Source organism: Bacteroides nordii (assembly GCF_019930665.1).
GTDB lineage: Bacteria > Bacteroidota > Bacteroidia > Bacteroidales > Bacteroidaceae > Bacteroides > Bacteroides nordii.
This window is the reverse complement of sequence record NZ_CP082886.1, coordinates 4,848,691-4,871,590: the sequence shown is the minus strand read 5'-3', so window position 1 is coordinate 4,871,590 and position 22,900 is coordinate 4,848,691. Positions and strand designations below refer to the sequence as shown.

Sequence of the window (22,900 nt, the reverse complement as noted above, 5' to 3'; positions counted from 1 at the left end):
TTTACGAAAAAACTCTGTGAAACATGATTTTTCTATAGCGATTTTTGTAAATTTGCCTTTCCAATAAAACAAAAAAAGAGAAATGAGAGTAGTTATACAGCGCGTCAGTCATGCCTCAGTTACCATCAACGGAAACTGTAAATCGGCTATCAACAGAGGAATGCTTATCCTGGTAGGCATCGAAGGAGCCGACGGAACAGAAGACATCGACTGGTTGTGCAAGAAAATAATAAATCTCCGCATCTTTGATGATGAAAATGGAGTCATGAATAAATCTGTCATAGATACAAACGGCGAAATACTGGTAATAAGCCAGTTTACCCTACATGCATCTACAAAGAAAGGTAACCGTCCGTCGTATATAAAAGCAGCCAAACCGGATATTTCAATCCCACTGTATGAACAATTCTGCACAGAACTTAGTTCTTTACTTGGAAAGGAAATAGGCACAGGTGAATTCGGAGCAGATATGAAAGTAGAATTATTAAATGATGGCCCGGTAACCATTTGTATAGATACAAAAAACAAAGAATAATGACACTGGAAGAAGCACAGAAACAGGTCGACCTGTGGATCAAGAAGTATGGAGTACGTTACTTTAGCGAGCTCACAAATATGGCCGTACTCACTGAAGAAGTAGGCGAACTGGCACGCGTAATGGCCCGTAAATACGGTGATCAATCCTTCAAAGAAGGAGAAAAAGACAATCTGGAAGACGAAATGGCAGATGTACTTTGGGTACTCCTCTGCCTGGCTAACCAGACAGGCGTAAACCTCACTGAGGCCTTTACACGTAACCTGGAAAAGAAAACCAAAAGAGATAACAAAAGACATATAAACAACCCCAAACTGAGTGACCATGGAACAGAATGACAGCCATCTGACTAAGTATGAAGCCGCATTGGCAAAGTACAATACCAACCTGAGCGACGCTGATGTACAAGCCCGGGTAGCTTCAATTATCGAAAACAAAGTAGCGGAAAACAATACAGAAGAGGTAAAAAAACTCCTTTTCAACTGTATTGATCTCACTACCCTCAACAGTACGGATAGTGACGAAAGCGTTATGAAATTTACTGAAAAGGTAAACAAGTTTGACGATGAATTTCCCGATTTAAAGAACGTAGCAGCAATCTGTGTATACCCCAACTTTGCAGAAGTAGTAAAAAACACATTGGATGTTGACGGTATCAATATTGCTTGTGTATCAGCAGGATTCCCGTCGTCACAAACGTTTATTGAAGTAAAAATAGCAGAGACAGCCATGGCACTGATGGAAGGTGCAGACGAAATAGACATTGTTATTTCTATCGGTAAATTCCTGAGTGGAGATTATGAAACAATGTGTGAAGAAATACAAGAGTTAAAAGACACTTGTAAAGAACGCCACCTGAAAGTAATTCTTGAAACCGGAGCGCTGAAAACGGCTTCGAACATTAAAAAAGCCTCCATCCTATCAATGTACTCCGGAGCAGATTTTATCAAAACGTCCACAGGAAAACAGCAACCTGCAGCCACTCCGGAAGCAGCTTATGTGATGTGCGAAGCCATTAAAGAGTATTACGAAAAGACCGGAAACAAAATTGGATTTAAACCTGCCGGAGGCATTAATACGGTAAATGATGCATTGATTTACTACACAATAGTAAAAGAAATCCTGGGAGAAGAATGGCTTAACAATAAGCTTTTCAGACTGGGTACCAGCCGATTAGCAAATTTATTACTTTCTGATATCAAAGGTGAAGATATAAAATTCTTCTAATTCAAAACAATTCGTGAGGATATGCCAAAGAGGCTTTGTATTTTTAAATAAAACATCAGATCACCTCTTTTGTATATCCTCATTTATTATCCAGGCATTTCGATTCAGTTAACCTTAGCACGAATATCATATCTATAATTAAGAAAAACTAAACTTCCTTACTTAAAGATACTCATTTTTTTACTATCTTTGCCGAGCATTAGCCTATAGAGAAGAGGCTAATAAACTGTATTAGAGAACGTTTCATTTATTATCTTTTTCCTGGAATTCGGCAAAATTCATGTTATGAAAGGTAATAGGCAAACGGGTCTCACGCACCTTCACGTATATACTCTTGTTATATATCGAATGGAGCGTGAGACTGTTGCTTGTATCGTCATAACGGCTTGCCGAAGCCCCAGGAAAGATACAGAGCAACAGTTCTCACGCTTTTCGGTTAACGAAGAATTAAAAAACAAGGGTATGGAACAAAGCAGTATTTCATTACGGTTCAACCAAAACAGAGAAGGCAATGCCTTATTAGCCAACAAAGAGCAAAACCTGCTCATTGGGCTCATTTCTAGTATACAAACAGGTCTTTTCGTGAATAGTCTGGAGACAGGTATGAGTAAAGATAAACTTCGCCAAATGCTGGCAGAAATACCTCAGCTAAAACAAGAATCCTTCATCACAGAAATGCTGACGCTCCTCAAGAATGAAGGAGAACGTACCGCATATTCTATCCTTCTGCCCTATCTTCTGTCGTCAGACAATGAGGAAGAAATAGAAACTATCCTCCGTAAGCGTTTTTTCGGCATAGAATCGTTTATACAGCGCGCCCATCATCTGCACCGATTTATGAAGTACATACGTGAGAAAAACATCGTATCCATCGAAAAAGAAGACTTCGAACGAGGGATTTTAGCATGGGACATGGGAGAACTAATCACCTTAGCACGCGTAGCCCTGGAGACAGGATATATTGATGAGCAAACGGCATGGGAATATATCAGATTTGCCGGTGAAAAATGTCGGCAGATATTTAAAAATTGGGAAGAAATAGGTAAAAGTTACCTCATCGGACAGGCTATGAAAACAGATAAAAAAGAAGAAATAGACATCACAATCACAAGCTTCCTCTCAGCCACACAGGATGCAGAAAGCCCATGGAAAAAGTATTATTTATCTCTGTCAACTACATAATCAAGGTAAGCTTCAAGTGCAGTACATACCTCAGAAGGGGGAAGCGAATGAAGCAAGTCAAGCGCTTTACCCTTATATAGTTCCATCATTTTAACCGCATACTCAATTCCTCCATTGGACTTGGTAAAATCGACTAAACGTCCGATTTCATCAGGAGTAGCAATCCCCTCTTTGACTTTGACAGCTATCTCTTGTGCCCAGGTACTATTCGTAGAATTCAGAGCGTAAAGAACAGGTAACGTCAATTTACCTTCCAGCATATCATTTCCTGTTGGCTTACCTATCTCTTTACTTTCAAAATAATCAAAAATATCATCCTTTATCTGGAAACAGATACCGATATACTCGCCAAATAAACGCGAAAATTCCGCCTCTTCATCGCTTGCATTAACAGAAAGGGCTGCCGATTTAGTACAAGCAGCAAAAAGGGCTGCCGTTTTTTTACGAATAACATCAAAATAGATTTCCTCAGAAAAATGAGGATTACTTACATTGGAAAGCTGTAACAATTCTCCATCTGCAAGATCCTGCCCCAAGCAAGATACAACACTAATAATCTCATGGCTCATCGTCTTCCCGGCATGTACAAGGCTTGTAGCCAGCAAAAAATCACCAGCCAATACCGCCACTTTATTATTAAAAACGGCATTTACAGAAAGCTGCCCACGACGTTCAGTACTTTCATCAACTACATCATCGTGTACCAGACTGGCTGTATGAAGAAGCTCCAAAGAAACAGCAGCATGAAAAGTAGCAGGACGGATAGCACCATATAAACGTGCCACAAGGAGTACCAGGATAGGACGCATCATCTTCCCGTTTCTCTGCCGAATATGAGCAATCACATTATTAAGCAGGAAATTTGAACTGGAAAGAGAACTATCAAATAGTTTTCTGAAATCTTCCAGTTCCGCATCTATCGGAGACTTTATAAAAGACGAGCTATCCATATAATGACACTATTTGAGCACAAAAGTAATAATAAAACGGTTAATACCGTATTTTTTTGTACTTTTACCATGAAAAATTAGATAAATATGGACCAAAACAGTAAACTTTTCTTTTTAGATGCTTACGCACTTATATATCGGGCGTATTATGCCTTTATCAAAAATCCACGGATCAACTCCAAAGGTTTCAATACTTCAGCCATTCTCGGCTTTGTAAATACATTGGAGGATGTATTGAAAAAGGAAAACCCTACACACATCGGAGTTGCTTTCGACCCTTCAGGACCTACTTTCCGACACGAAGCCTATGAACAATATAAAGCACAACGTGAAGAAACACCGGAAGCAATCCGGCTTTCCGTACCCATTATAAAAGATATCATCCGTGCTTATCGCATCCCTATCCTTGAAGTGGCAGGCTATGAAGCAGACGACGTTATCGGAACACTGGCAACCAAAGCCGGACAACAGGGGATCACAACCTATATGATGACGCCTGACAAAGACTATGGCCAGCTGGTAACAGAACATGTGTTTATGTACCGTCCCAAGTATGGTGATAAGGAATTTGAGGTTATGGGTATAGAACAAGTCAAAGCAAAGTTCGATATTCAGTCACCTTCACAGGTTATTGATATGTTGGGACTCATGGGAGATGCGTCAGATAACATTCCCGGATGTCCAGGTGTCGGAGAGAAAACAGCCCAAAAGTTAATTGCTGAATTTGGTAACATCGAAAATCTACTTGAACATACCGACCAATTAAAAGGAGCACTCAAAACAAAAGTAGAAACAAACCGGGAAATGATAACTTTCTCCAAATTTCTGGCAACCATAAAAACAGATGTACCTATCGAACTTGACATGAGTGCACTGGTACGTGAACAACCGGATGAAGAAGCCCTTCGAAAAATTTTTGAAGAACTGGAGTTTCGTACACTAATGGAGAGAATCTTCAAAAAAGAGAGTCAACCTCTCCCCTTTTCTGCAGGTCCGCTTTTTGCACAAGAAAGTGGCCCGATTCAAGGCGATTTATTTGCAGAAATTACGCCCAACGGACCGATTGAAGAAAAAAAATCAAATATAGACACGTTAAAAACGCTCAATACCGACTATCAACTAATTGATAATAAGGAGAAAAGAGTCAAAATTATTCAAAAGTTACTTACAACCAAAATTCTTGCGTTAGATACAGAAACAACCGGAACCGACCCAATGGAAGCTGAGTTGGTAGGAATGAGCTTCAGCTTCGCCGAAAATCAGGGATTTTATATACCAATCCCTGCAGGCCGGGAAGAAGCGTTAAAAATAGTAAACGAATTCAAAGAAGTATTCGAAAATGAAAAAACGTTAAAAGTAGGGCAAAACATCAAATATGACATGATCGTTCTCCAAAATTACGGGGTTGAAGTAAAAGGTCCTCTTTTCGATACAATGGTAGCACATTATGTTCTTCAACCTGAACTCCGTCACGGAATGGATTATCTGGCGGAAATTTATCTGAATTATCAAACAATCCACATCGAAGAACTTATCGGACCGAAAGGAAAAAATCAGAAGAGCATGCGCGATCTTGCTCCCGAAGCTATTTATCAATACGCCTGCGAAGATGCGGATGTTACGCTGAAACTAAAGAATATACTGGAAAAAGAATTGAAAAAGAATGGTGCTGAGCAATTATTCTATGAAATAGAGATGCCCCTGGTACCCGTATTGGTAAATATCGAGAGCAATGGAGTACTTCTGGATACAGAAGCACTCAAACAGTCTTCAAAACATTTCACAACACAAATGGAGGCCATTGAACAAGAGATTTATCAATTGGCAGGAGAAGAATTCAATATCGCTTCACCCAAGCAGGTAGGTGAGGTATTATTTGATAAACTTAAAATTATCGATAAAGCAAAGAAGACCAAGACCGGCCAATATGTTACATCAGAAGAGGTGCTCGAAAGCTTGCGCCACAAACATCCTGTAGTAGAAAAAATTCTAGAACACCGTGGACTAAAGAAGCTGTTAAGCACCTATATTGATGCTCTGCCTCAGTTAATAAACCCGCGTACAGGCCGCGTACATACCTCCTTCAATCAAACAGTAACAGCAACCGGACGCCTCAGCTCCAGCAACCCGAATTTACAGAACATCCCCATCCGGGATGAAAATGGAAAAGAGATACGCAAAGCATTTATTCCTGACGAAGGTGCTCTTTTCTTCTCTGCCGACTATTCACAAATAGAGCTGCGTATTATGGCCCACCTAAGCGAAGATAAAAATATGATAGACGCATTCTTAAGTGGTTATGATATTCACGCAGCTACAGCAGCCAAAGTATACAAAACCGATATAAAAGAGGTAAACCCCGATATGCGCCGCAAAGCTAAAACAGCGAACTTTGGTATCATTTATGGTATCTCTGTTTTCGGTCTGGCTGAACGAATGAATGTAGATCGTAAAGAGGCAAAAGAGCTTATAGACGGTTATTTTGAGACCTATCCTCAGGTAAAGGCTTACATGGATAAAAGTATTGAAATAGCACGTGAAAAAGGTTATGTAGAAACTATTTTTCATCGTAAACGCTTCCTTCCGGACATCAATTCACGCAATGCTGTAGTACGCGGATATGCCGAACGTAATGCTATCAATGCTCCGATCCAGGGAAGTGCGGCCGACATAATCAAAGTTGCAATGGCTCGCATCTACGAACGCTTCAAACGCGAAGGATTAAAGGCAAAAATGATATTACAAGTACACGATGAATTAAATTTCAGTGTCCCAATAGAGGAAAAAGAGCGGGTGGAACAAGTCGTTATTGAAGAAATGGAGAAAGCCTACCGGATGCATGTCCCTCTAAAGGCTGATTGCGGCTGGGGGAAAAACTGGTTAGAAGCTCATTAAAAAGACAATTGCTGCCTACCAAAACATTTATAACATTAATTAACTCCTCAAGCAGAAAGCTGCTAAATGCCTCATTAAGTACACGAACTGTTTAAACATATATCCGGCAAACAAACTGCCGGATATTTTTTTGTCATTAATACCTGCAAAAAGAAAGCAATACAGAGGTACGACAATTATCATTATGATAATTATTTCACTTATTTTAAGCATTAATATCCACTTTATATGTAACTTTGCAGCAAATAAAGAGATTAAGTATAACAATATGATAATATAACCCTAAAAACAGTATAATCATGAAAGTAAATGTTTCCATAAGAACAATTGCATTATCAGTAGTTCTTTTTGTAGGTAGCCTAACCGTTTCTGCCCACAATAACGACGGGAATCTCATCTATAACTCAGAAGAAAGAGACGGAGTGATGGTAGAACAGACCGTTTATAAAAAGGAAGGTGCTGCACTCGCCAACTATATGAAATACAACTACAAGTATAATGATCAGAAACGTATGACAGAAAGTGAAGCACTAAAATGGAATGCTAACAACCAAAAATGGGAAAATAGCCTGCGCATCACTTATACTTACGAAGGTAAAACTGTAACTACCAATTATTACAAATGGAACAGTAAAAAGAATGCTTATATTCTTGTTCCGGAAATGACAGTTACAATGGACGATACAAATATCTGATATACATATTCTCTCTAACTCTACATTTTACATTAATACAACAGAAGGCTGGAATTTATATTCCGGCCTTTTCTGTGCCACGTGGAACAAACCCATAAATGTTAAGACGTTACAAGAAATTTAGTATCTTTGTTTTCCCTTTATTAAATAAGATTTTCCCGAGATGAACGAACAGCTAAAAGAATACATAGAAACGGTTATTATTCCGCAATACGAATCGTTTGATAAAGCACATAATTTAATGCATGTAAATACTGTAATAGCAGAAAGCCTGGAACTTGCTAAAGGCTATCCCGTAGACGTGGATATGGTATACACCATTGCTGCCTATCACGATACAGGACTGTGCAAAGACAGAGCGACCCATCACCTTGTTTCAGGAACTATTCTTGAAAATGACAAGATACTCCGCCAATGGTTTTCTACCGAAGAAATACAGATAATGAAAGAAGCCGTAGAAGATCATAGAGCCTCTTCAAACCACGAACCACGCAGCATTTACGGAAAGATTGTAGCTGAAGCAGACAGAGTTATAGACCTTGAAATTACATTGAGAAGGACTGTACAATATGGGCTAAAACAAAATCCATCGGGAAGCAAAGAATGGCACTATGAACGTTTTCTTAATCATCTCCTGAGCAAATATGCCGAAGGAGGATACTTAAAACTATGGTTTGAAAACTCGAAGAATGGAGAAAGGCTAAAAGAGTTAAGAGCTCTGATAAATAATCGAAAACAGCTAAGAGAAACCTTCGACAGAATGTTTATGGAAGAGAAATAATCACAAGGATCATATAAAAAACAAATCTACACCACTATTTCACAACATTCGATTCGCCTTTTTGTTATAAGTACCAAATGGGCGCTCACAAACAAAACTCATCAATAAAAAAAATAGCCGGAGACTTTTTCACAAAAGCTCCGGCTCAACCAGTTACATAGAATTGATCATCTAAAAACCAAAAAACATTCAATTCCTACCTAACATCACAAAGATAGCATTAAAAAGGATAATATGAAACACCCTTTTTGCGAAAAATGAGTATTTTGTCGCAAATCACACATAAAATGTCTAAATAAGTGCTTATACAACAAAAAAAATCAAATAAGATAGAAACGTTCTTGTAATTCTTTCAAAAATCCACGGGAAATGCACAGGTCTTTTCGTTCACTAAAAGGAGGATAAAGCTGGCATTGTTTCCCATTAATAACAGCTAAATAGGCAACATTAATAATAACCGACTGGCTAATCTGTACAAATGATACCGAATAATTTATAATATCTTCTGCTCTGGTATTTTTTTTAAGACTCAGCTTTGTCTGATTAAAAAGAGTTACCTGCCACTGCCGTTTATCTTTAGAATATTCAAAAAAGCCAATTTCCTCAATACGAAGTAATTTGAAACCTGTCACACTACTGATCATAAATGTGTCACGTTGGGGCAATAATGCAGCTATAGATGCCGAAAATGAAGGAGTGACCTGGTGAGTGACCATCGCCTTCCGATAGCGTTCTATAATCCCATCAAGTTCCTCTGTAGTAAAAGGTTTCAATAAGTAATCGAACGCCGATTCTCTTAAAGCCTGAAGCAGGTATTTATCATATGCCGTATAGAAAACAACTTTCATATCCCATACAACCTCCTCACGCATGTCACTCAGTAGTCTGATACCCAGCATATCCGGCAACTCTATATCTAAAAACAACAAATCCGGACGTTGCTCCATTATCATCTTTCTTCCTTTAGCTCCATTGACTGCCGTACCTTTGATTAGCATATCAGAATAAACTGCAAGCCCCTTTTTCAAGTCTTCTATAGCCGTATAGTCATCATCTATAATTACGACTTTACAAATTTCATTCATTGTCATCATAAATCATAAGAATATTTATATGGAATATATACAGAAACACAAGTCCCTGTCTGTTGTCCATCGGCAAGTTTTTTTATTTCAAAACAAATCTTCTCTCCCTTATTTTTTTGATTGAGTAACTGGATTGTCTGATAAAGAACCTTCAAACCTGTACCCGTTCCTCTGGAGGGAGATATCATATGAGGAAGATACCCCCTACCATTATCTACAATTATTATTCGAACCCCATTACCTTCAGAAATTACAGAAATAGTAAGCCGCTTCTCTCCTTCAATCCCGGCAAGTCCATGTTTCATAGCATTCTCTACCGGAATCTGTATAATCATAGAAGGAATAATAATTTGCTCCGTATTCAATTTGTCATCGATGGACAATGTCAATATAAAATCAGATCCCAAGCTGGTCTGTTCCAAATTAATATAAGTCCGCACAAAATCCAGCTCTTCCCGAAGCGGGATACTTAACTTTTCGGTTAACTCCAGGCTCTTTCTTAGAAGCTTTGCTAATCCTACTAACCCCTCCCGATCTTCTTCAGAGCCTTTTAAATGACTAATTTCTCTATTCAGCACGTTAAAAGTAAAGTGAGGCGAAATATGATTACGTATATTTTCCATACGAAGACGACTTATCTGATTCAAATGCCGTTCCTGCATAAAAGCACGCTTTTTCTTCATCAACCAATAGAAAACACTCAATGCAGCTATTAAAACAATACAACCAATAGCCCAGATAAACGATGTCAAACGCAACACCCGCATTTCACTCGTTTGCCTCCCTATCACCAACTCACGCCGCATCACAATCGTATCCTGACGATAACGCATATCGAGTTCCGCTACACGCGTACGGACCCGTTCGTTCCGAATAGAATCATTCAACGCGACATCCCGCTTCAGATACTCATAAGCACGCCTGTAATCACCTGTACGTTCATAATAATGCTCTAAATATTGATTCCGGATATTTATCATATTCGCATCAATGTGTACGCCAGGCGTTGCATTGGCAATCAGCCTGCCAGCGCGTGAAATATCACCTTGTTTTAAGGCAAGCTCTATCAGCTGGGTTTCTATGTAATAAAGTGCCGAACGATTATTCATCTCAGTGAAATAGCGATAGCTATCATTCAGATAGATTTGAGCTGAGTCCAGTTTACCATTCAGCATATAAAGTTCTCCCAAATTTCCTTTACTAAGATTCCGTTCAAAAATCATTTGAGGATAGTCATCCAGTACATGCAGTCCTCTACTGATATAGTATTCGGCTTGCAAGTAATCCTTTTTGTAATAAAAATGGTTCCCTCTATTATTGAGATATCCCCATTTCTCATACGGATTCATCTCCTGATAATAATTCCCTGCCAGTTCATAGTAATAATTGGAAAGTTCAAAATCACGTAACTCCATGTAAGTCTGCCCTAATCCCCAATAAACAGTCCATTTCTTTGTATCAGGTAGCTGGAGTGAATCACAAAGAAACAATCCCCTGCGATAATAGAAAGCTCCATCGGCATAATTACCCAGATGATTACTGGCATCTGCCAAATTAAAACAAAGTTCGGGAAGATTAAAAACATTATTTCCCAACCGCTGCTCTTCATATGCCTTTCGATAATATGCCAGAGATGAATCAGGCTCTGCTTTCTGTATCCAGTAATTACCGGTCATATTATAAACATTCGCCTTCATATCATGTATGGAAGGAGAATCGGACGCTTCCCTGCAAAAGCGGGCAATTATCTGATTATAATATAGCACAGAGTCAAAGTCAGAAGAGGCAAAACAAGCTTTTACGTAATGATTCATTAATCTATAGAAAGTAAGACTATCAGTGGCTTTTGCCATTCCGCTACGCAACAGATTACGGGCATACGTATTATTAGCAAATAAAGAATCTCTTGCCTGTTTTTCAAGCGAATCGGTCTGAGTATTCTTTTTTATTGCTTCTCCTGTTTGTGTGTGTTCTCCGCAACCATTGATACACAAGAATAAACAAATTATTGCAAACCCTTTGATGGTTTTACTCCCCATAAACTTCTTTGTTAATAGAATGTCGCAACAAAGATAGAAAAATGTGCATAATATTTCTTACCTTTGTAGCCAATTAATTAGAAAAGGAATCTAATGAGTCCACTAAATTTCACCCACATTCTGACACAGGCAGTCGATGAGCTTTCGGAAAGCGAATCATACAAAGGACTGTTCCATCAACACAAGGACGGCGAGCCCTTGCCTTCGGCACGGGTATTGTGTGACGTCATCGAGTTGGCACGCTCCATTCTTTTCCCCGGATATTTTGGAAATTCTACTATCAACAGTCGTACAATCAACTATCACATAGGGGTTAACATTGAAAGATTATTTGATCTGCTGACTGAACAGATTTTAGCCGGACTCTGTTTCGGAAGTAATGAAGGATGTGATACCTGCAATGATTCTTTACGAGAAGAAGCTGCCCGCCTGGCTGCTAAATTTATCAGTAAATTACCACATATGCGCCGTGTATTGGCAACAGATGTGGAAGCAGCCTACAATGGTGATCCCGCTGCCCAGAGTTTTGGCGAAGTAATTTGTTGTTATCCGGCTATCAGAGCTATCAGCAACTATCGCATCGCTCACGAACTATTAGAACTTGGAGTACCACTTATTCCCCGCATTATAACAGAAATGGCCCACAGTGAAACAGGTATAGACATTCATCCCGGAGCACAGATAGGCAGTTATTTTACTATTGATCATGGAACAGGTGTGGTAATCGGAGCAACCAGTATCATTGGCAATAACGTAAAACTCTACCAAGGTGTCACGTTGGGAGCCAAAAGTTTCCCCTTAGATACCGATGGTAAGCCAATTAAAGGGATTCCCCGCCATCCAATACTGGAAGATAACGTTATAATCTACTCAAATGCAACTATATTAGGACGTATTACCATTGGACGTGATGCTACAGTAGGAGGCAATATCTGGGTAACAGAAGATGTTCCCGCAGGAGCAAGAATCGTACAGACGAAAGCAAAGAAATAATGGCCCAATTGCGAACATGCCAATGTGCCAACTGAGAGAATCAGATATTAACAATTTGAAAAAATAACAACTTTAACGCGCCAGCCAATTGGCATATTACCACATTGGCATATTGGCACATTATTCATTATGAGCGAACAATTTGAAATGATTGCCAAAACCTTCCAGGGACTGGAAGAAGTACTGGCCGAAGAACTGATAGTGCTGGGAGCAAACGACGTACAAATAGGCCGGCGAATGGTTTCATTTTCCGGAGACAAGGAAATGATGTATAAAGCAAACTTCTGTCTGCGTACTGCCATCCGCATTCTGAAACCAATCAAACATTTCAAGGCCAAAGATGCCGACGAGGTTTATGAGCAGATCAAAGCCATCGCCTGGGAGGAAATACTGGATGTAAACAAAACATTCGCCGTAGATGCCGTCGTATTTAGTGATGAATTCCGCCATTCCAAGTTCGTTTCTTACAAAGTTAAAGATGCCATTGTCGACTATTTCCGTGAGTTGAATGGTAAACGTCCGTCCGTTCGTATCAACAGACCGGATGTATTACTGAATATTCATATTGCGCAAACCACCTGTACCCTTTCACTCGACTCCTCCGGTGAATCACTTCATCGCCGCGGCTATCGTCAGGAAGCAGTAGAAGCACCACTCAATGAAGTTCTTGCTGCCGGAATGATTCTGATGACGGGATGGAGAGGAGAATGTGATCTTATTGACCCGATGTGCGGTTCAGGTACCATTCCTGTAGAAGCTGCATTGATTGCCCGTAACATTGCTCCGGGAGTGTTCCGTAAGGAGTTCGCATTCGAGAAATGGGTGGATTTCGATCAGGATATGTTTGATAATCTATACAACGACGATAGCCAGGAACGTGAATTCACACACAAAATATATGGCTATGATAATAACCCTAAGGCAAACGAAATAGCCACACACAATGTGAAGGCAGCAGGGGTTTCTAAAGATATCATTCTGAAGTTACAACCCTTCCAACAATTTGAACAACCGGCAGAAAAATCTATCATCATCACCAATCCTCCTTACGGTGAACGTATTTCTACCAATGATCTTTTAGGATTATACAGCATGATTGGCGAACGTCTGAAGCACGCTTTCGTTGGAAATGATGCCTGGGTACTCTCCTATCGTGAGGAATGCTTCGACCAGATCGGCCTGAAGCCCAGTCAAAAAACGCCATTATTCAACGGAGCATTGGAATGTGAGTTCCGCAAATATCAGATATTTGACGGAAAGTACAAAGAGTTTAAAGGCCAGGAAGGCGAAGAAGAAAATAAAGAAGGTACTCCCAAAGAAAAAAGAGAATTTAAACCTCGCCGTGAAGAAGGCGGACGTAGCTTTTCAAGTGACAGAGACAGAAAACCGAGAGAAGGACGAAGCTTCAACGGAGACAGAAAGCCAAGGGAGTTTAAGAAGAACTGGGAACCGAGAGGTGATAAGAAAGAATAATGGATGAACTTGTTATCATAGAAACTAAGATATACGAAATCGGAAGTCAGAAAGTAATGCTGAATTGGTTCAAGAATAAAGATAAAAAACAAGAAGACAATGAATAAAAGAGGCTATCTATTATTAATGGGGTTGCTTCAAGCTCTATTTATCACGAACGTTATGGCACAAGAACTAAAAACTCCTACACTGGAAGATCTTATTCCGGGTGGTGAAACATATCGTTATGCAGAAAACCTTTATGGACTACAATGGTGGGGCGATGAATGTATAAAACCAGGCATAGATACCCTGTTTGTTATTAATCCAAAGACAGGAAAAGAAAAGACTATCACTACACGGGAAATTGTAAACAAAGTATTGGAAGAAAACCAGTCCGGAAAATTACAACACTTCCACTCTGTCAGCTTTCCCTGGTCTGACAAAGAGCAAATGCTGATTAAGCTACCCGGTAAATATATTGTTTACGACTTCAAAAACAACCAAATAGTTTCAACAACAGCTCTGAAAAAAGAGGCTGCCAATCAGGATTACTGCACTACCACCGGAAACGTCGCTTATACAGTAGGTAACAATCTGTATATAAACGAAAATGCAATAACCGATGAGTCCGAAGGTGTTGTCTGCGGACAGTCTGTACACCGTAATGAGTTTGGCATCAGCAAAGGCACTTTCTGGAGCCCGAAAGGTAACTTATTAGCATTTTATCACATGGATGAAAGCATGGTTACACAATATCCACTGGTAGACATCACTCAACGTATAGCAGAAGTGAACAACATTCGTTATCCAATGGCAGGGATGACCAGCCATTTGGTAACAATAGGCATTCATAATCCTTCCAACGGAAAAACACTCTACCTGAAAGCCGGAGACCCGACTGACCGTTATTTTACCAATATCAGCTGGGCACCGGATGAGAAAAGTCTCTACCTGATAGAATTGAACCGGGATCAAAATCATGCTAAACTCTGCCAGTACAACGCAGAAACAGGCGAGCTGATGGCAACGCTTTTCGAAGAGACACATCCCAAATATGTAGAGCCTCAACAGCCCATTGTTTTTCTGCCCTGGGATGCTACAAAATTCATTTATCAAAGCCAGCGTGACGGTTTCAACCACCTGTATCTGTATGACACCACAGGCAAACTAATCAGACAACTGACAGAAGGTAAATGGCTGGTCAGTGATATATTAGGGTTCAACGAAAAAAAGAAAGAAGTTCTTTTCAGTGCCAACGATGCTACAGGACGGAACAATTTCTCTGTAAATATCAGAACAGGAGAGAGAAGCTTACCCTTCAGCATGTATACTACCACTGAAGGTGTGCACAACGCTATTGCAAGTAACTCAGGACGCTATGTGATTGACAATTACTCAACTCCTACCCTACCTAGAAAAATTGATATCATTGATACTCAGACAGGTAAAAGCGTTAATCTGCTTACTGCTGCCAATCCATTCCTTGGGTTCAAAATGCCGGTTATCGAAACCGGTACAATCAAAGCAGCAGACGGTGTAACCGATATCTATTACCGCCTTATTAAACCTGCTGATATGGATCCGAATAAAAAGTATCCTGCCATTGTATATGTATACGGAGGTCCGCATGCACAGATGGTAACCGGAGGCTGGCAGAATGGTGCCCGCGGCTGGGATATCTATATGGCAAACAAAGGGTACATCATGTTCACTATTGACAATCGCGGCAGTTCCAATCGCGGATTAGAGTTTGAGAATGTAACTTTCCGTCATTTAGGTATTGAAGAAGGAAAAGATCAGGTAAAAGGAGTCGAATATTTGCAAAGTCTTCCCTATGTAGACGGTAATCGTATCGGTGTGCATGGCTGGAGTTTTGGAGGCCATATGACTACTGCCCTGTTACTTCGCTATCCGGAGATTTTCAAAGTAGGTGTGGCAGGTGGTCCGGTGATAGACTGGGCATATTACGAGATAATGTACGGAGAGCGTTATATGGATACTCCACAAAGTAACCCGGAAGGCTACGAACAATGTAATCTGAAAAATCTCGCCGGCAATCTGAAGGGACATTTACTCATTATCCATGACGATCACGACGATACTTGCGTGCCTCAGCATACATTGTCTTTTATGAAGGCATGCATAGATGCCCGTACGTATCCGGATCTTTTCATTTATCCCGGGCATAAGCACAATGTAATGGGACGTGACCGCATACATCTGCACGAAAAGATAACCCGTTATTTTGAAGATAACCTGTAACAATGGGCAATATGCCGATTGAAAAAGAAACGAGAGAAAAATAATAATAATAACAAGCGCTACATATCCGATGCCAACATTGGCATATTGGCATATTGGCCCATTAACCAATTATTGATATGAAACTGTTACTCTTAGGTTCGGGCGGCCGTGAACACGCTCTGGCGTGGAAAATAGCTCAAAGTCCCAAAGTAGAAAAGCTATACATCGCCCCCGGTAATGCCGGTACCTCTTCTGTAGGCGAAAACGTGAACATCAAAGCTACCGATTTTAATGCATTAAAGGCATTCGTTCTTAAGGAAAACATCAGCATGATTGTAGTTGGTCCCGAAGACCCATTAGTTGAAGGTATTTACGACTACTTTCAGGGAAATCCTGAGACACAGCACATTGCCATCATCGGCCCTACCCGCGAAGGAGCACGCTTGGAAGGTAGTAAAGAGTTTGCCAAAGAGTTCATGCAACGTCATAATATCCCTACCGCACGTTATAAAAGCATCACAGCAGACACATTGGAAGAAGGTTTTGCTTTCCTCGAAACGCTGGAAGCTCCCTATGTTCTGAAAGCTGACGGACTTTGTGCCGGAAAAGGTGTTCTGATCCTCCCTACTTTGGATGAAGCTAAAAAGGAGCTGAAAGAGATGCTTAGCGGTATGTTTGGCAATGCTTCGGCAACGGTAGTCATTGAAGAGTTCCTCAGTGGCATTGAATGCAGTGTATTCGTACTGACAGACAGCGAACATTACAAAGTACTTCCCGTAGCCAAAGACTACAAACGTATCGGCGAAGGTGATAAGGGACTTAATACCGGTGGTATGGGAAGCGTTACGCCTGTTCCGTTCGCCAATGATGAATTCATGGAGAAAGTACGTACGCGTATTATCGAACCTACTGTAAATGGCTTGAAAGAAGAAGGCATTCTTTACAAAGGCTTTATCTTCTTAGGATTGATAAAAGTAAAAGGAGAGCCAATGGTTATTGAATATAATGTTCGTATGGGCGACCCTGAGACAGAAAGCGTTATGCTTCGTGTCAAGAGTGATCTCGTAGAGCTCTTTGAAGGTGTGGCAGAGAAGAACCTCGATACAAAAACGCTGGAAATAGACCCACGTACGGCGGCTTGTGTGATGTTGGTAAGTGGCGGTTATCCGGAAACTTACGAAAAAGGATTCCCTATCACTGGCTTCGATCAGGCTGCCGCCACAGACAGCATCCTATTCCATGCAGGTACTACCCTAAAAGACGGACAAGTAGTAACCAGCGGCGGACGTGTCATTGCTATCAGTTCATATGGAAATACCAAAGAAGAAGCACTGGCAAAAAGCTATAAAGTGGCTGAAATGATACAGTTTGAGAAGAAGAATCTTCGAAGAGATATTGGCTTTGATCTGTAGTGAGGGAGAGTTATAGGGTTATAAGGTTATAATGAGAAATAATAGATTACAAGGCCGGGTGACAGCAGGGCGGTTTACATTGCCTGTTGTCATTCTTATCTGCACAGTCTGCTGGATATGTACCTCTTTTCTTTTGCCTGATATGAGTTCAGCAAAAGATACAGGATACGCTTTGTGGCAATCTATTTGCACCTCCTGCCTGCCTTCCTGGGCAAACAGGATGATCAGTTTTATGCTATACGCGGCTATCGGTTATTTCTTGATTGAGTTGAACAATACATTCACTATTATCCGTATGCGCGCCTCGGTACAGACGTCACTTTACTTTCTTTTAGTTACCATCTGTCCGGGTATGCATTTGCTATATGCAGGCGATGTAGCTGCCGTAGCTTTCCTTATCTCCTTGTTTTTCCTGTTCAAAAGCTACCAGCAGCCTCATCCGGTGAGCTATATATTCCATTCCTTCGCCTTTATTGGTGCAGGAAGTTTATTATTTCCACAATTACTCTACTTCATCCCTCTTTGGCTGATAGGAGCTTACTCGTTTCAGTCGCTCACAATACGCAGTTTCTGCGGAGCTATCATCGGAATAAGCCTTCCCTATTGGTTCTTATTAGGGCATGCTTTCTTCTACGGAGAGATGGAGTTATTCTACCAACCATTCATTGAACTGGTTCATTTTCAGCCTATAGAGTTTGGAAAGAATCTACAGCTTTGGGAGCTTGTCACATTGATCTATCTGTTTATCCTGTTCATTGTCAGTGCAGCCCATTGCATTGTTAGCGGATATGAAGATAAAATACGAACGCGTTCCTATCTGCACTTTCTGATATTCCTGAACTTCTGTATCTTCCTGTTCATACTTCTGCAACCGATACACTGCATGGATCTGATGTCACTCCTTCTGATCGGTGTCAGCATTCTCGTAGGACATCTTTTTGTATTGACCAGCAGCAAGACTTCTAACGTATTCTTTATCGGTTCCACCATCGGATTAATCCTCTTATTCTGCTTCAACATATGGACGCTTTTATAAACTCAGTAATACAGCTACTTATCGACTGGGGTATCCCTGGCTTGTTTCTTTCTGCCCTATTAGCAGGAAGCATAGTTCCGTTCAGCTCCGAACTGGTGTTGGTAGCATTAGTAGAAGTAGGATTAAGCCCGGTCACCTGTGTGCTTGCTGCTGCATTGGGCAACACCTTAGGTGGTATGACCTGCTATTATATGGGGCATCTCGGCAAGGTAGACTGGATAGAGAAATACTTCAAAGTAAAAAAGGAGAAAGTGGACCGCATGGAGGCATTTCTGCAAGGCAAAGGGGCACTTATGGCGTTTTTTGCTTTCCTTCCGTTTGTAGGGGAGGTGATTGCCATTGCGTTAGGGTTCATGCGCAGCAATATATGGCTCACGACAATTTCTATGTTTGCCGGTAAGCTGATACGTTATATTCTCATGTTGCTTGCACTGAAAGGCATTATCAATTTCGTCATATAATCATCATGAAACGGGTTATCGAACAAACAGCCGACGGGAGCGCTACCCTTTTTGTGCCGGAATTGAACGAACACTATCATTCCGTGAAAGGCGCACGTACAGAATCTCAACATATCTTTATTGACATGGGTCTGAATGCCTCTGAAGTGGCCGAGCCGCATATCCTCGAAATAGGTTTCGGAACAGGTTTGAATGCCCTGCTGACACTCGAAACAGCCGAATCGACTCAAAGAAAAGTACACTACACCGGAATTGAGCTCTACCCACTCCCCTGGGAAATGATAGAACCATTGGGCTATAGTGACAATCCGCTATTCAAAACGCTACATATTATTCCCTGGGAAGAGGATACAATAATAACCCCCTGTTTTACGTTAAGGAAGGTACAAGCCGACTTTACAACGTTGACTACGGATCGCTCATTTGACATTATTTACTTCGATGCTTTTGCTCCCGAAAAGCAGCCGGAGATGTGGTCACAAGAACTATTCGACCGGTTACACGTTATAATGGGCGAGAAAGGCATACTTACCACCTATTGCGCCAAAGGAGTAGTACGCCGGATGCTTCAGACAGCAGGATTTACTGTAGAACGTCTCCCCGGCCCTCCGGGAGGAAAACGGGAAATACTAAGAGCAAGAAAATAAAGGCTGCCGGAGGGAAAATATACTAAACCCAAAGAATATATGAAACATATACCTCTTCTTCTGATAATCGTTCTTCTGGTTTCCTGCAACATGGGTAAGTCCGGGAAGAGTCAAGATAATGAGAAACCCGTCATTGCTGTCACCATAGAACCCCAGCGTTATTTTACCGAAGCTATTGCCGGAGACAAGTTCGACGTCATCAGTATCGTACCCAAAGGCAGCAGTCCGGAGACTTACGATCCTACCCCCCAGCAGCTCGTTTCGCTGGGAGACAGTAAGGCATATCTCCGCATTGGCTATATCGGCTTCGAACAAGTATGGATGGATCGCCTGATAGACAATACCCCGCACATACAGATCTTCGATACTTCCAAAGATATCGATCTTATCCTCGGAGAGGCACACGACCATGGCGATCACCAGCATGCCGGTGGGGTAGAACCGCACATCTGGAACTCAACCAATAATGCACTGATCATTGCCCGCAACACCTACAAGGCTCTCTGCCAGCTTGACAAAGAGAATGAGGCTTACTATCTGAACCGCTATGACAGCCTTTGCCAACGCATTATGCATACCGACAGCATCATCAGGAAAACCCTGCAACAGCCCGGTACAACCCAAAGCTTTATGATTTACCATCCGGCTCTCTCCTATTTTGCCCGCGACTACGGTTTGCAGCAGATCAGTATCGAAGAGGGCGGAAAAGAACCTTCACCTGCTCATCTAAAAGACCTGGTAGACCTCTGTCGCCAGAAAGATGTCCGCATCATTTTCATACAACCGGAATTTGACCGCCGCAACGCAGAAATTATTGCCCGGGAAACCGGTACCGGCATTGTTCCTATCAACCCGCTGAGTTATAATTGGGAAGCCGAAATGTTAGCTGTTGCCCAGGCGCTAACGGATCATAACAAGAAATAAGATTCTCCGATTATGGCACAACCGATTATAGAAGTTCGTGGACTCTCCGCCGGATATGATGGTCGTACAGTATTGCACGACGTTAACCTCACTGTATATGAACGTGACTTCTTAGGAATTATCGGACCGAATGGAGGTGGAAAGACCACCCTCATCAGATGTATGTTAGGATTGCTGAAACCTACTGCCGGAAAAATCACTTATTATGGAGCAGACCACTCACAACTCCCGGCACTCAACTCCCAGTTTTTTATGGGTTATTTGCCTCAATACAACACAATAGACCGCAAATTTCCCATCTCTGTAGAAGAAGTAATACTCTCCGGACTGAGTTCTAAAAAATCGCTTATCAGCAAGTTTACAGCCCGGCAGCACGAAAAAGTTCATGCTGTCATCGCCCGTATGGGACTGGAAGGTCTGGAGAAACGTGCCATCGGACAGCTCAGTGGCGGACAATTGCAACGTGCCCTGTTAGGACGTGCCATTGTCAGTGATCCGTCTGTTCTCATTCTCGACGAACCAAGCACTTATATCGATAAACGCTTTGAAGCCCGCCTCTATGAGCTTTTGGCAGAGATAAACAAGGAATGTGCCATTATCCTTGTCAGCCATGACATTGGCACGGTATTACAGCAGGTAAAATCTATCGCTTGTGTCAACGAAACGTTAGATTATCATCCGGACGCGGGTGTCACTACAGAGTGGCTGGAACGTAACTTCAACTGCCCTATCGAATTATTGGGGCACGGAACGTTACCGCACCGCATATTGGGAGAACATCACCATCATCACGATTAAAAAAGCCCGAAGGGCTCTGCTCATATTCGCTCATTAACATGCAGAAGAAGCTAAAATAGCTTTGTGCTTTCTATAGGCACACGGATGAAACTGGTAAAACGGATGACGACGGATCAGATTTTCTTACTTCCTGATTACCAATAAAAAAATCCGTTGTCATCTGCCCGATCTGTCTTATCCCCGTGTACCATAAAAATAGGATTCAGTTTGATTCAAATCAGATCAGTAACGAAGATCACAGCTCTATCTTTTCGGTGGCGGAAGTGCCTGTAAACAGCATCGTTACCGTTACTCGGTGTTATTCTTTGTCTTTCTCAGAAAGGAACGTTCCTTTTCTCGGTGTGTAACGTTGTTTTAGATGTACATGTAAAACAACGTTACACACCGAGGCTTTATACGTTACTCTACGAGAGGGGGCTTTATCCATTGGCGTACGATCCACCGAAGTAAATAAGAACACAGCAGCCGCCGGATTGTATAATCAGACTCTGCTAAGCTTGCACAGCACACTCCGTATTCATCCCCCCTGCCAGTATGTAAGAAATGCTTAGGGGATTACCTATACAAGCAACAAGTCGGTTTCTATAGCCTGGAATGATTGATAAATAGAAATCATGCTTTCTTCATCTGAATGAAGAAATGGCCTGCACCCAGATGGAATAGACGTCACTTCTATCTGGGTGTATCATTTTATAAAAGATAAAACAGCATAAGAAAGTGTTCGCAAATTTGCAAACAATTTAAAAAAGTACTATCTTTGTAACAACAAACAAGCTAATATGGTCGTTACATTTGAAAAAGAATATTTGCGTGACTTGTACGAAAAGGGTATATCCCCTGATAAAAAGCATCGGTTTCAACCCGAAATTATCAAAAACTACATACGTCGCATTAAAACGCTTGAAGAAGCTGATGAAATAGAAGACTTATTCAGTATCAATTCATTGAATTACGAAATCCTCACAGGTGACAAGCAAGGAATCTCGTCAATAAGAGTGAACAATCAATACAGAATTGAGTTTACTGTAACACATCAAGAGAGTGAGCCTGTTATAACAGTGTGTAACATATTAGAGTTGTCAAACCATTATAAATAAGTTCATTATGATTACAATAAAGGGAGTTTCCCCCCAAATGATAGCCAACAACCTCACACCATGTATGGCTACACATCCGGGGGATATATTGAAAGAAGAAATTGAATATCGTGGTATTTCACAACGGAGATTTGCTGCGCAAATCGGTATGTCTTATTCCGTATTAAATGAAGTTCTGAATGCCAAACGTGCTATTACAACTGAATATGCATTGCTATTTGAAGCAGCCTTAGGCATCAATGCAAAGTTGCTCGTCAACATGCAAACGGACTATAATATGCAAATAGCGAAGCAAAATGCAAGTTTCATGGACAAACTAAATAATATCCGTAAAATAGCAGCACTATTATAAATCCGACCGCAGGCAGAACTTTGCATAAAACAGTCCTACAGGAGGCAGGAGACTACTTTACCTCCTGTCCCCTTCCTAAAATCTTATAATAA

At 41.1% G+C, this 22,900-nt stretch carries 21 protein-coding genes; 18 read left to right on the top strand and 3 right to left on the bottom strand.

The window, feature by feature from the left end:
• Window positions 1-82 precede the first annotated feature (82 nt).
• The 4 genes from dtd (at window position 83) to K8P02_RS18890 (ending at window position 2,944) form a co-directional block, all read left to right on the top strand.
• Window positions 83-535, top strand: coding sequence for a D-aminoacyl-tRNA deacylase (gene dtd, locus K8P02_RS18905; RefSeq protein WP_002558591.1), 453 nt, complete (start codon window positions 83-85; stop codon window positions 533-535).
• Window positions 535-873, top strand: a complete 339-nt coding sequence (locus tag K8P02_RS18900; RefSeq protein ID WP_002558590.1) for a nucleotide pyrophosphohydrolase — start codon at window positions 535-537, stop codon at window positions 871-873. Before dtd ends, K8P02_RS18900 begins: the two co-directional genes overlap by 1 nt.
• Window positions 860-1,762 carry a deoxyribose-phosphate aldolase gene (deoC, locus tag K8P02_RS18895; protein ID WP_025866692.1) on the top strand — a complete coding sequence of 301 codons (903 nt, stop codon included), beginning with the start codon at window positions 860-862 and terminating at the stop codon, window positions 1,760-1,762. Before K8P02_RS18900 ends, deoC begins: the two co-directional genes overlap by 14 nt.
• Before the next feature lie 462 nt (window positions 1,763-2,224).
• Entirely contained in the window at window positions 2,225-2,944 is a 720-nt protein-coding gene (locus K8P02_RS18890) for a DUF1266 domain-containing protein (protein WP_007483234.1), read from the top strand.
• Here the strand turns inward: K8P02_RS18890 and K8P02_RS18885 are convergent.
• The gene (locus K8P02_RS18885) at window positions 2,920-3,894 is read right to left on the bottom strand and encodes a polyprenyl synthetase family protein (RefSeq protein WP_025866691.1); all 975 of its coding nucleotides are present in this window, start codon (window positions 3,892-3,894) and stop codon (window positions 2,920-2,922) included. The genes K8P02_RS18890 and K8P02_RS18885 overlap by 25 nt on opposite strands.
• Window positions 3,895-3,981: 87 nt before the next feature.
• On the opposite strand from K8P02_RS18885, the gene polA reads away from it, so the two are divergent.
• The 3 genes from polA (at window position 3,982) to K8P02_RS18870 (ending at window position 8,265) form a co-directional block, all read left to right on the top strand.
• Window positions 3,982-6,789 carry a DNA polymerase I gene (polA, locus tag K8P02_RS18880; protein ID WP_007483231.1) on the top strand — a complete coding sequence of 936 codons (2,808 nt, stop codon included), beginning with the start codon at window positions 3,982-3,984 and terminating at the stop codon, window positions 6,787-6,789.
• 299 nt (window positions 6,790-7,088) lie between these two features.
• Entirely contained in the window at window positions 7,089-7,484 is a 396-nt protein-coding gene (locus K8P02_RS18875; RefSeq protein ID WP_002558585.1) for a DUF3836 domain-containing protein, read from the top strand.
• A gap of 163 nt (window positions 7,485-7,647) precedes the next feature.
• On the top strand, window positions 7,648-8,265 hold the full coding sequence (locus K8P02_RS18870) for an HD domain-containing protein (RefSeq protein ID WP_002558584.1): 618 nt from the start codon (window positions 7,648-7,650) through the stop codon (window positions 8,263-8,265).
• A 320-nt stretch (window positions 8,266-8,585) separates the two neighbouring features.
• Here K8P02_RS18870 and K8P02_RS18865 read toward each other — a convergent pair whose 3' ends face one another.
• Both K8P02_RS18865 and K8P02_RS18860 read right to left on the bottom strand, forming a co-directional pair.
• Window positions 8,586-9,359 (bottom strand): LytR/AlgR family response regulator transcription factor, encoded by a 774-nt coding sequence (locus K8P02_RS18865; RefSeq protein ID WP_025866690.1) that lies wholly within the window; start codon window positions 9,357-9,359, stop codon window positions 8,586-8,588.
• Window positions 9,356-11,389: a tetratricopeptide repeat-containing sensor histidine kinase gene (locus K8P02_RS18860; RefSeq protein WP_007483225.1), complete on the bottom strand. Its 2,034-nt coding sequence runs from the start codon at window positions 11,387-11,389 to the stop codon at window positions 9,356-9,358. The genes K8P02_RS18865 and K8P02_RS18860 overlap by 4 nt, the downstream gene beginning before the upstream one ends.
• A gap of 93 nt (window positions 11,390-11,482) precedes the next feature.
• Here K8P02_RS18860 and epsC point away from each other — a divergent pair, with 93 nt between their 5' ends.
• The 11 genes from epsC to K8P02_RS18805 all read left to right on the top strand — a co-directional run bounded on the left by epsC (window position 11,483) and on the right by K8P02_RS18805 (window position 22,808).
• On the top strand, window positions 11,483-12,382 hold the full coding sequence (epsC, locus tag K8P02_RS18855; protein ID WP_002558581.1) for a serine O-acetyltransferase EpsC: 900 nt from the start codon (window positions 11,483-11,485) through the stop codon (window positions 12,380-12,382).
• A gap of 129 nt (window positions 12,383-12,511) precedes the next feature.
• Window positions 12,512-13,855: a THUMP domain-containing class I SAM-dependent RNA methyltransferase gene (locus tag K8P02_RS18850; protein ID WP_007483223.1), complete on the top strand. Its 1,344-nt coding sequence runs from the start codon at window positions 12,512-12,514 to the stop codon at window positions 13,853-13,855.
• 99 nt (window positions 13,856-13,954) lie between these two features.
• Entirely contained in the window at window positions 13,955-16,099 is a 2,145-nt protein-coding gene (locus tag K8P02_RS18845) for a S9 family peptidase (protein WP_223381684.1), read from the top strand.
• A 119-nt stretch (window positions 16,100-16,218) separates the two neighbouring features.
• A complete protein-coding gene (gene purD, locus K8P02_RS18840) occupies window positions 16,219-17,493 on the top strand; it encodes a phosphoribosylamine--glycine ligase (protein ID WP_002558577.1) in 1,275 nt (424 codons plus the stop codon).
• A 31-nt stretch (window positions 17,494-17,524) separates the two neighbouring features.
• A complete protein-coding gene (locus K8P02_RS18835) occupies window positions 17,525-18,529 on the top strand; it encodes a hypothetical protein (RefSeq protein ID WP_002558576.1) in 1,005 nt (334 codons plus the stop codon).
• Window positions 18,514-18,990: a YqaA family protein gene (locus K8P02_RS18830; protein ID WP_007483218.1), complete on the top strand. Its 477-nt coding sequence runs from the start codon at window positions 18,514-18,516 to the stop codon at window positions 18,988-18,990. The genes K8P02_RS18835 and K8P02_RS18830 overlap by 16 nt, the downstream gene beginning before the upstream one ends.
• Window positions 18,991-18,995: 5 nt before the next feature.
• Complete coding sequence (mnmD, locus tag K8P02_RS18825; RefSeq protein ID WP_007483216.1) at window positions 18,996-19,637, top strand: tRNA (5-methylaminomethyl-2-thiouridine)(34)-methyltransferase MnmD; 642 nt, start codon at window positions 18,996-18,998, stop codon at window positions 19,635-19,637.
• Window positions 19,638-19,676: 39 nt separating this feature from the next.
• A complete protein-coding gene (locus K8P02_RS18820; protein WP_394373194.1) occupies window positions 19,677-20,561 on the top strand; it encodes a metal ABC transporter solute-binding protein, Zn/Mn family in 885 nt (294 codons plus the stop codon).
• Between the two features lie 12 nt (window positions 20,562-20,573).
• Window positions 20,574-21,359 (top strand): metal ABC transporter ATP-binding protein, encoded by a 786-nt coding sequence (locus K8P02_RS18815; RefSeq protein WP_002558572.1) that lies wholly within the window; start codon window positions 20,574-20,576, stop codon window positions 21,357-21,359.
• A 779-nt stretch (window positions 21,360-22,138) separates the two neighbouring features.
• The gene (locus tag K8P02_RS18810; protein ID WP_002558569.1) at window positions 22,139-22,456 is read left to right on the top strand and encodes a type II toxin-antitoxin system RelE/ParE family toxin; all 318 of its coding nucleotides are present in this window, start codon (window positions 22,139-22,141) and stop codon (window positions 22,454-22,456) included.
• Between the two features lie 7 nt (window positions 22,457-22,463).
• On the top strand, window positions 22,464-22,808 hold the full coding sequence (locus K8P02_RS18805) for a HigA family addiction module antitoxin (RefSeq protein ID WP_002558568.1): 345 nt from the start codon (window positions 22,464-22,466) through the stop codon (window positions 22,806-22,808).
• The last annotated feature ends 92 nt before the right edge of the window (window positions 22,809-22,900 follow it).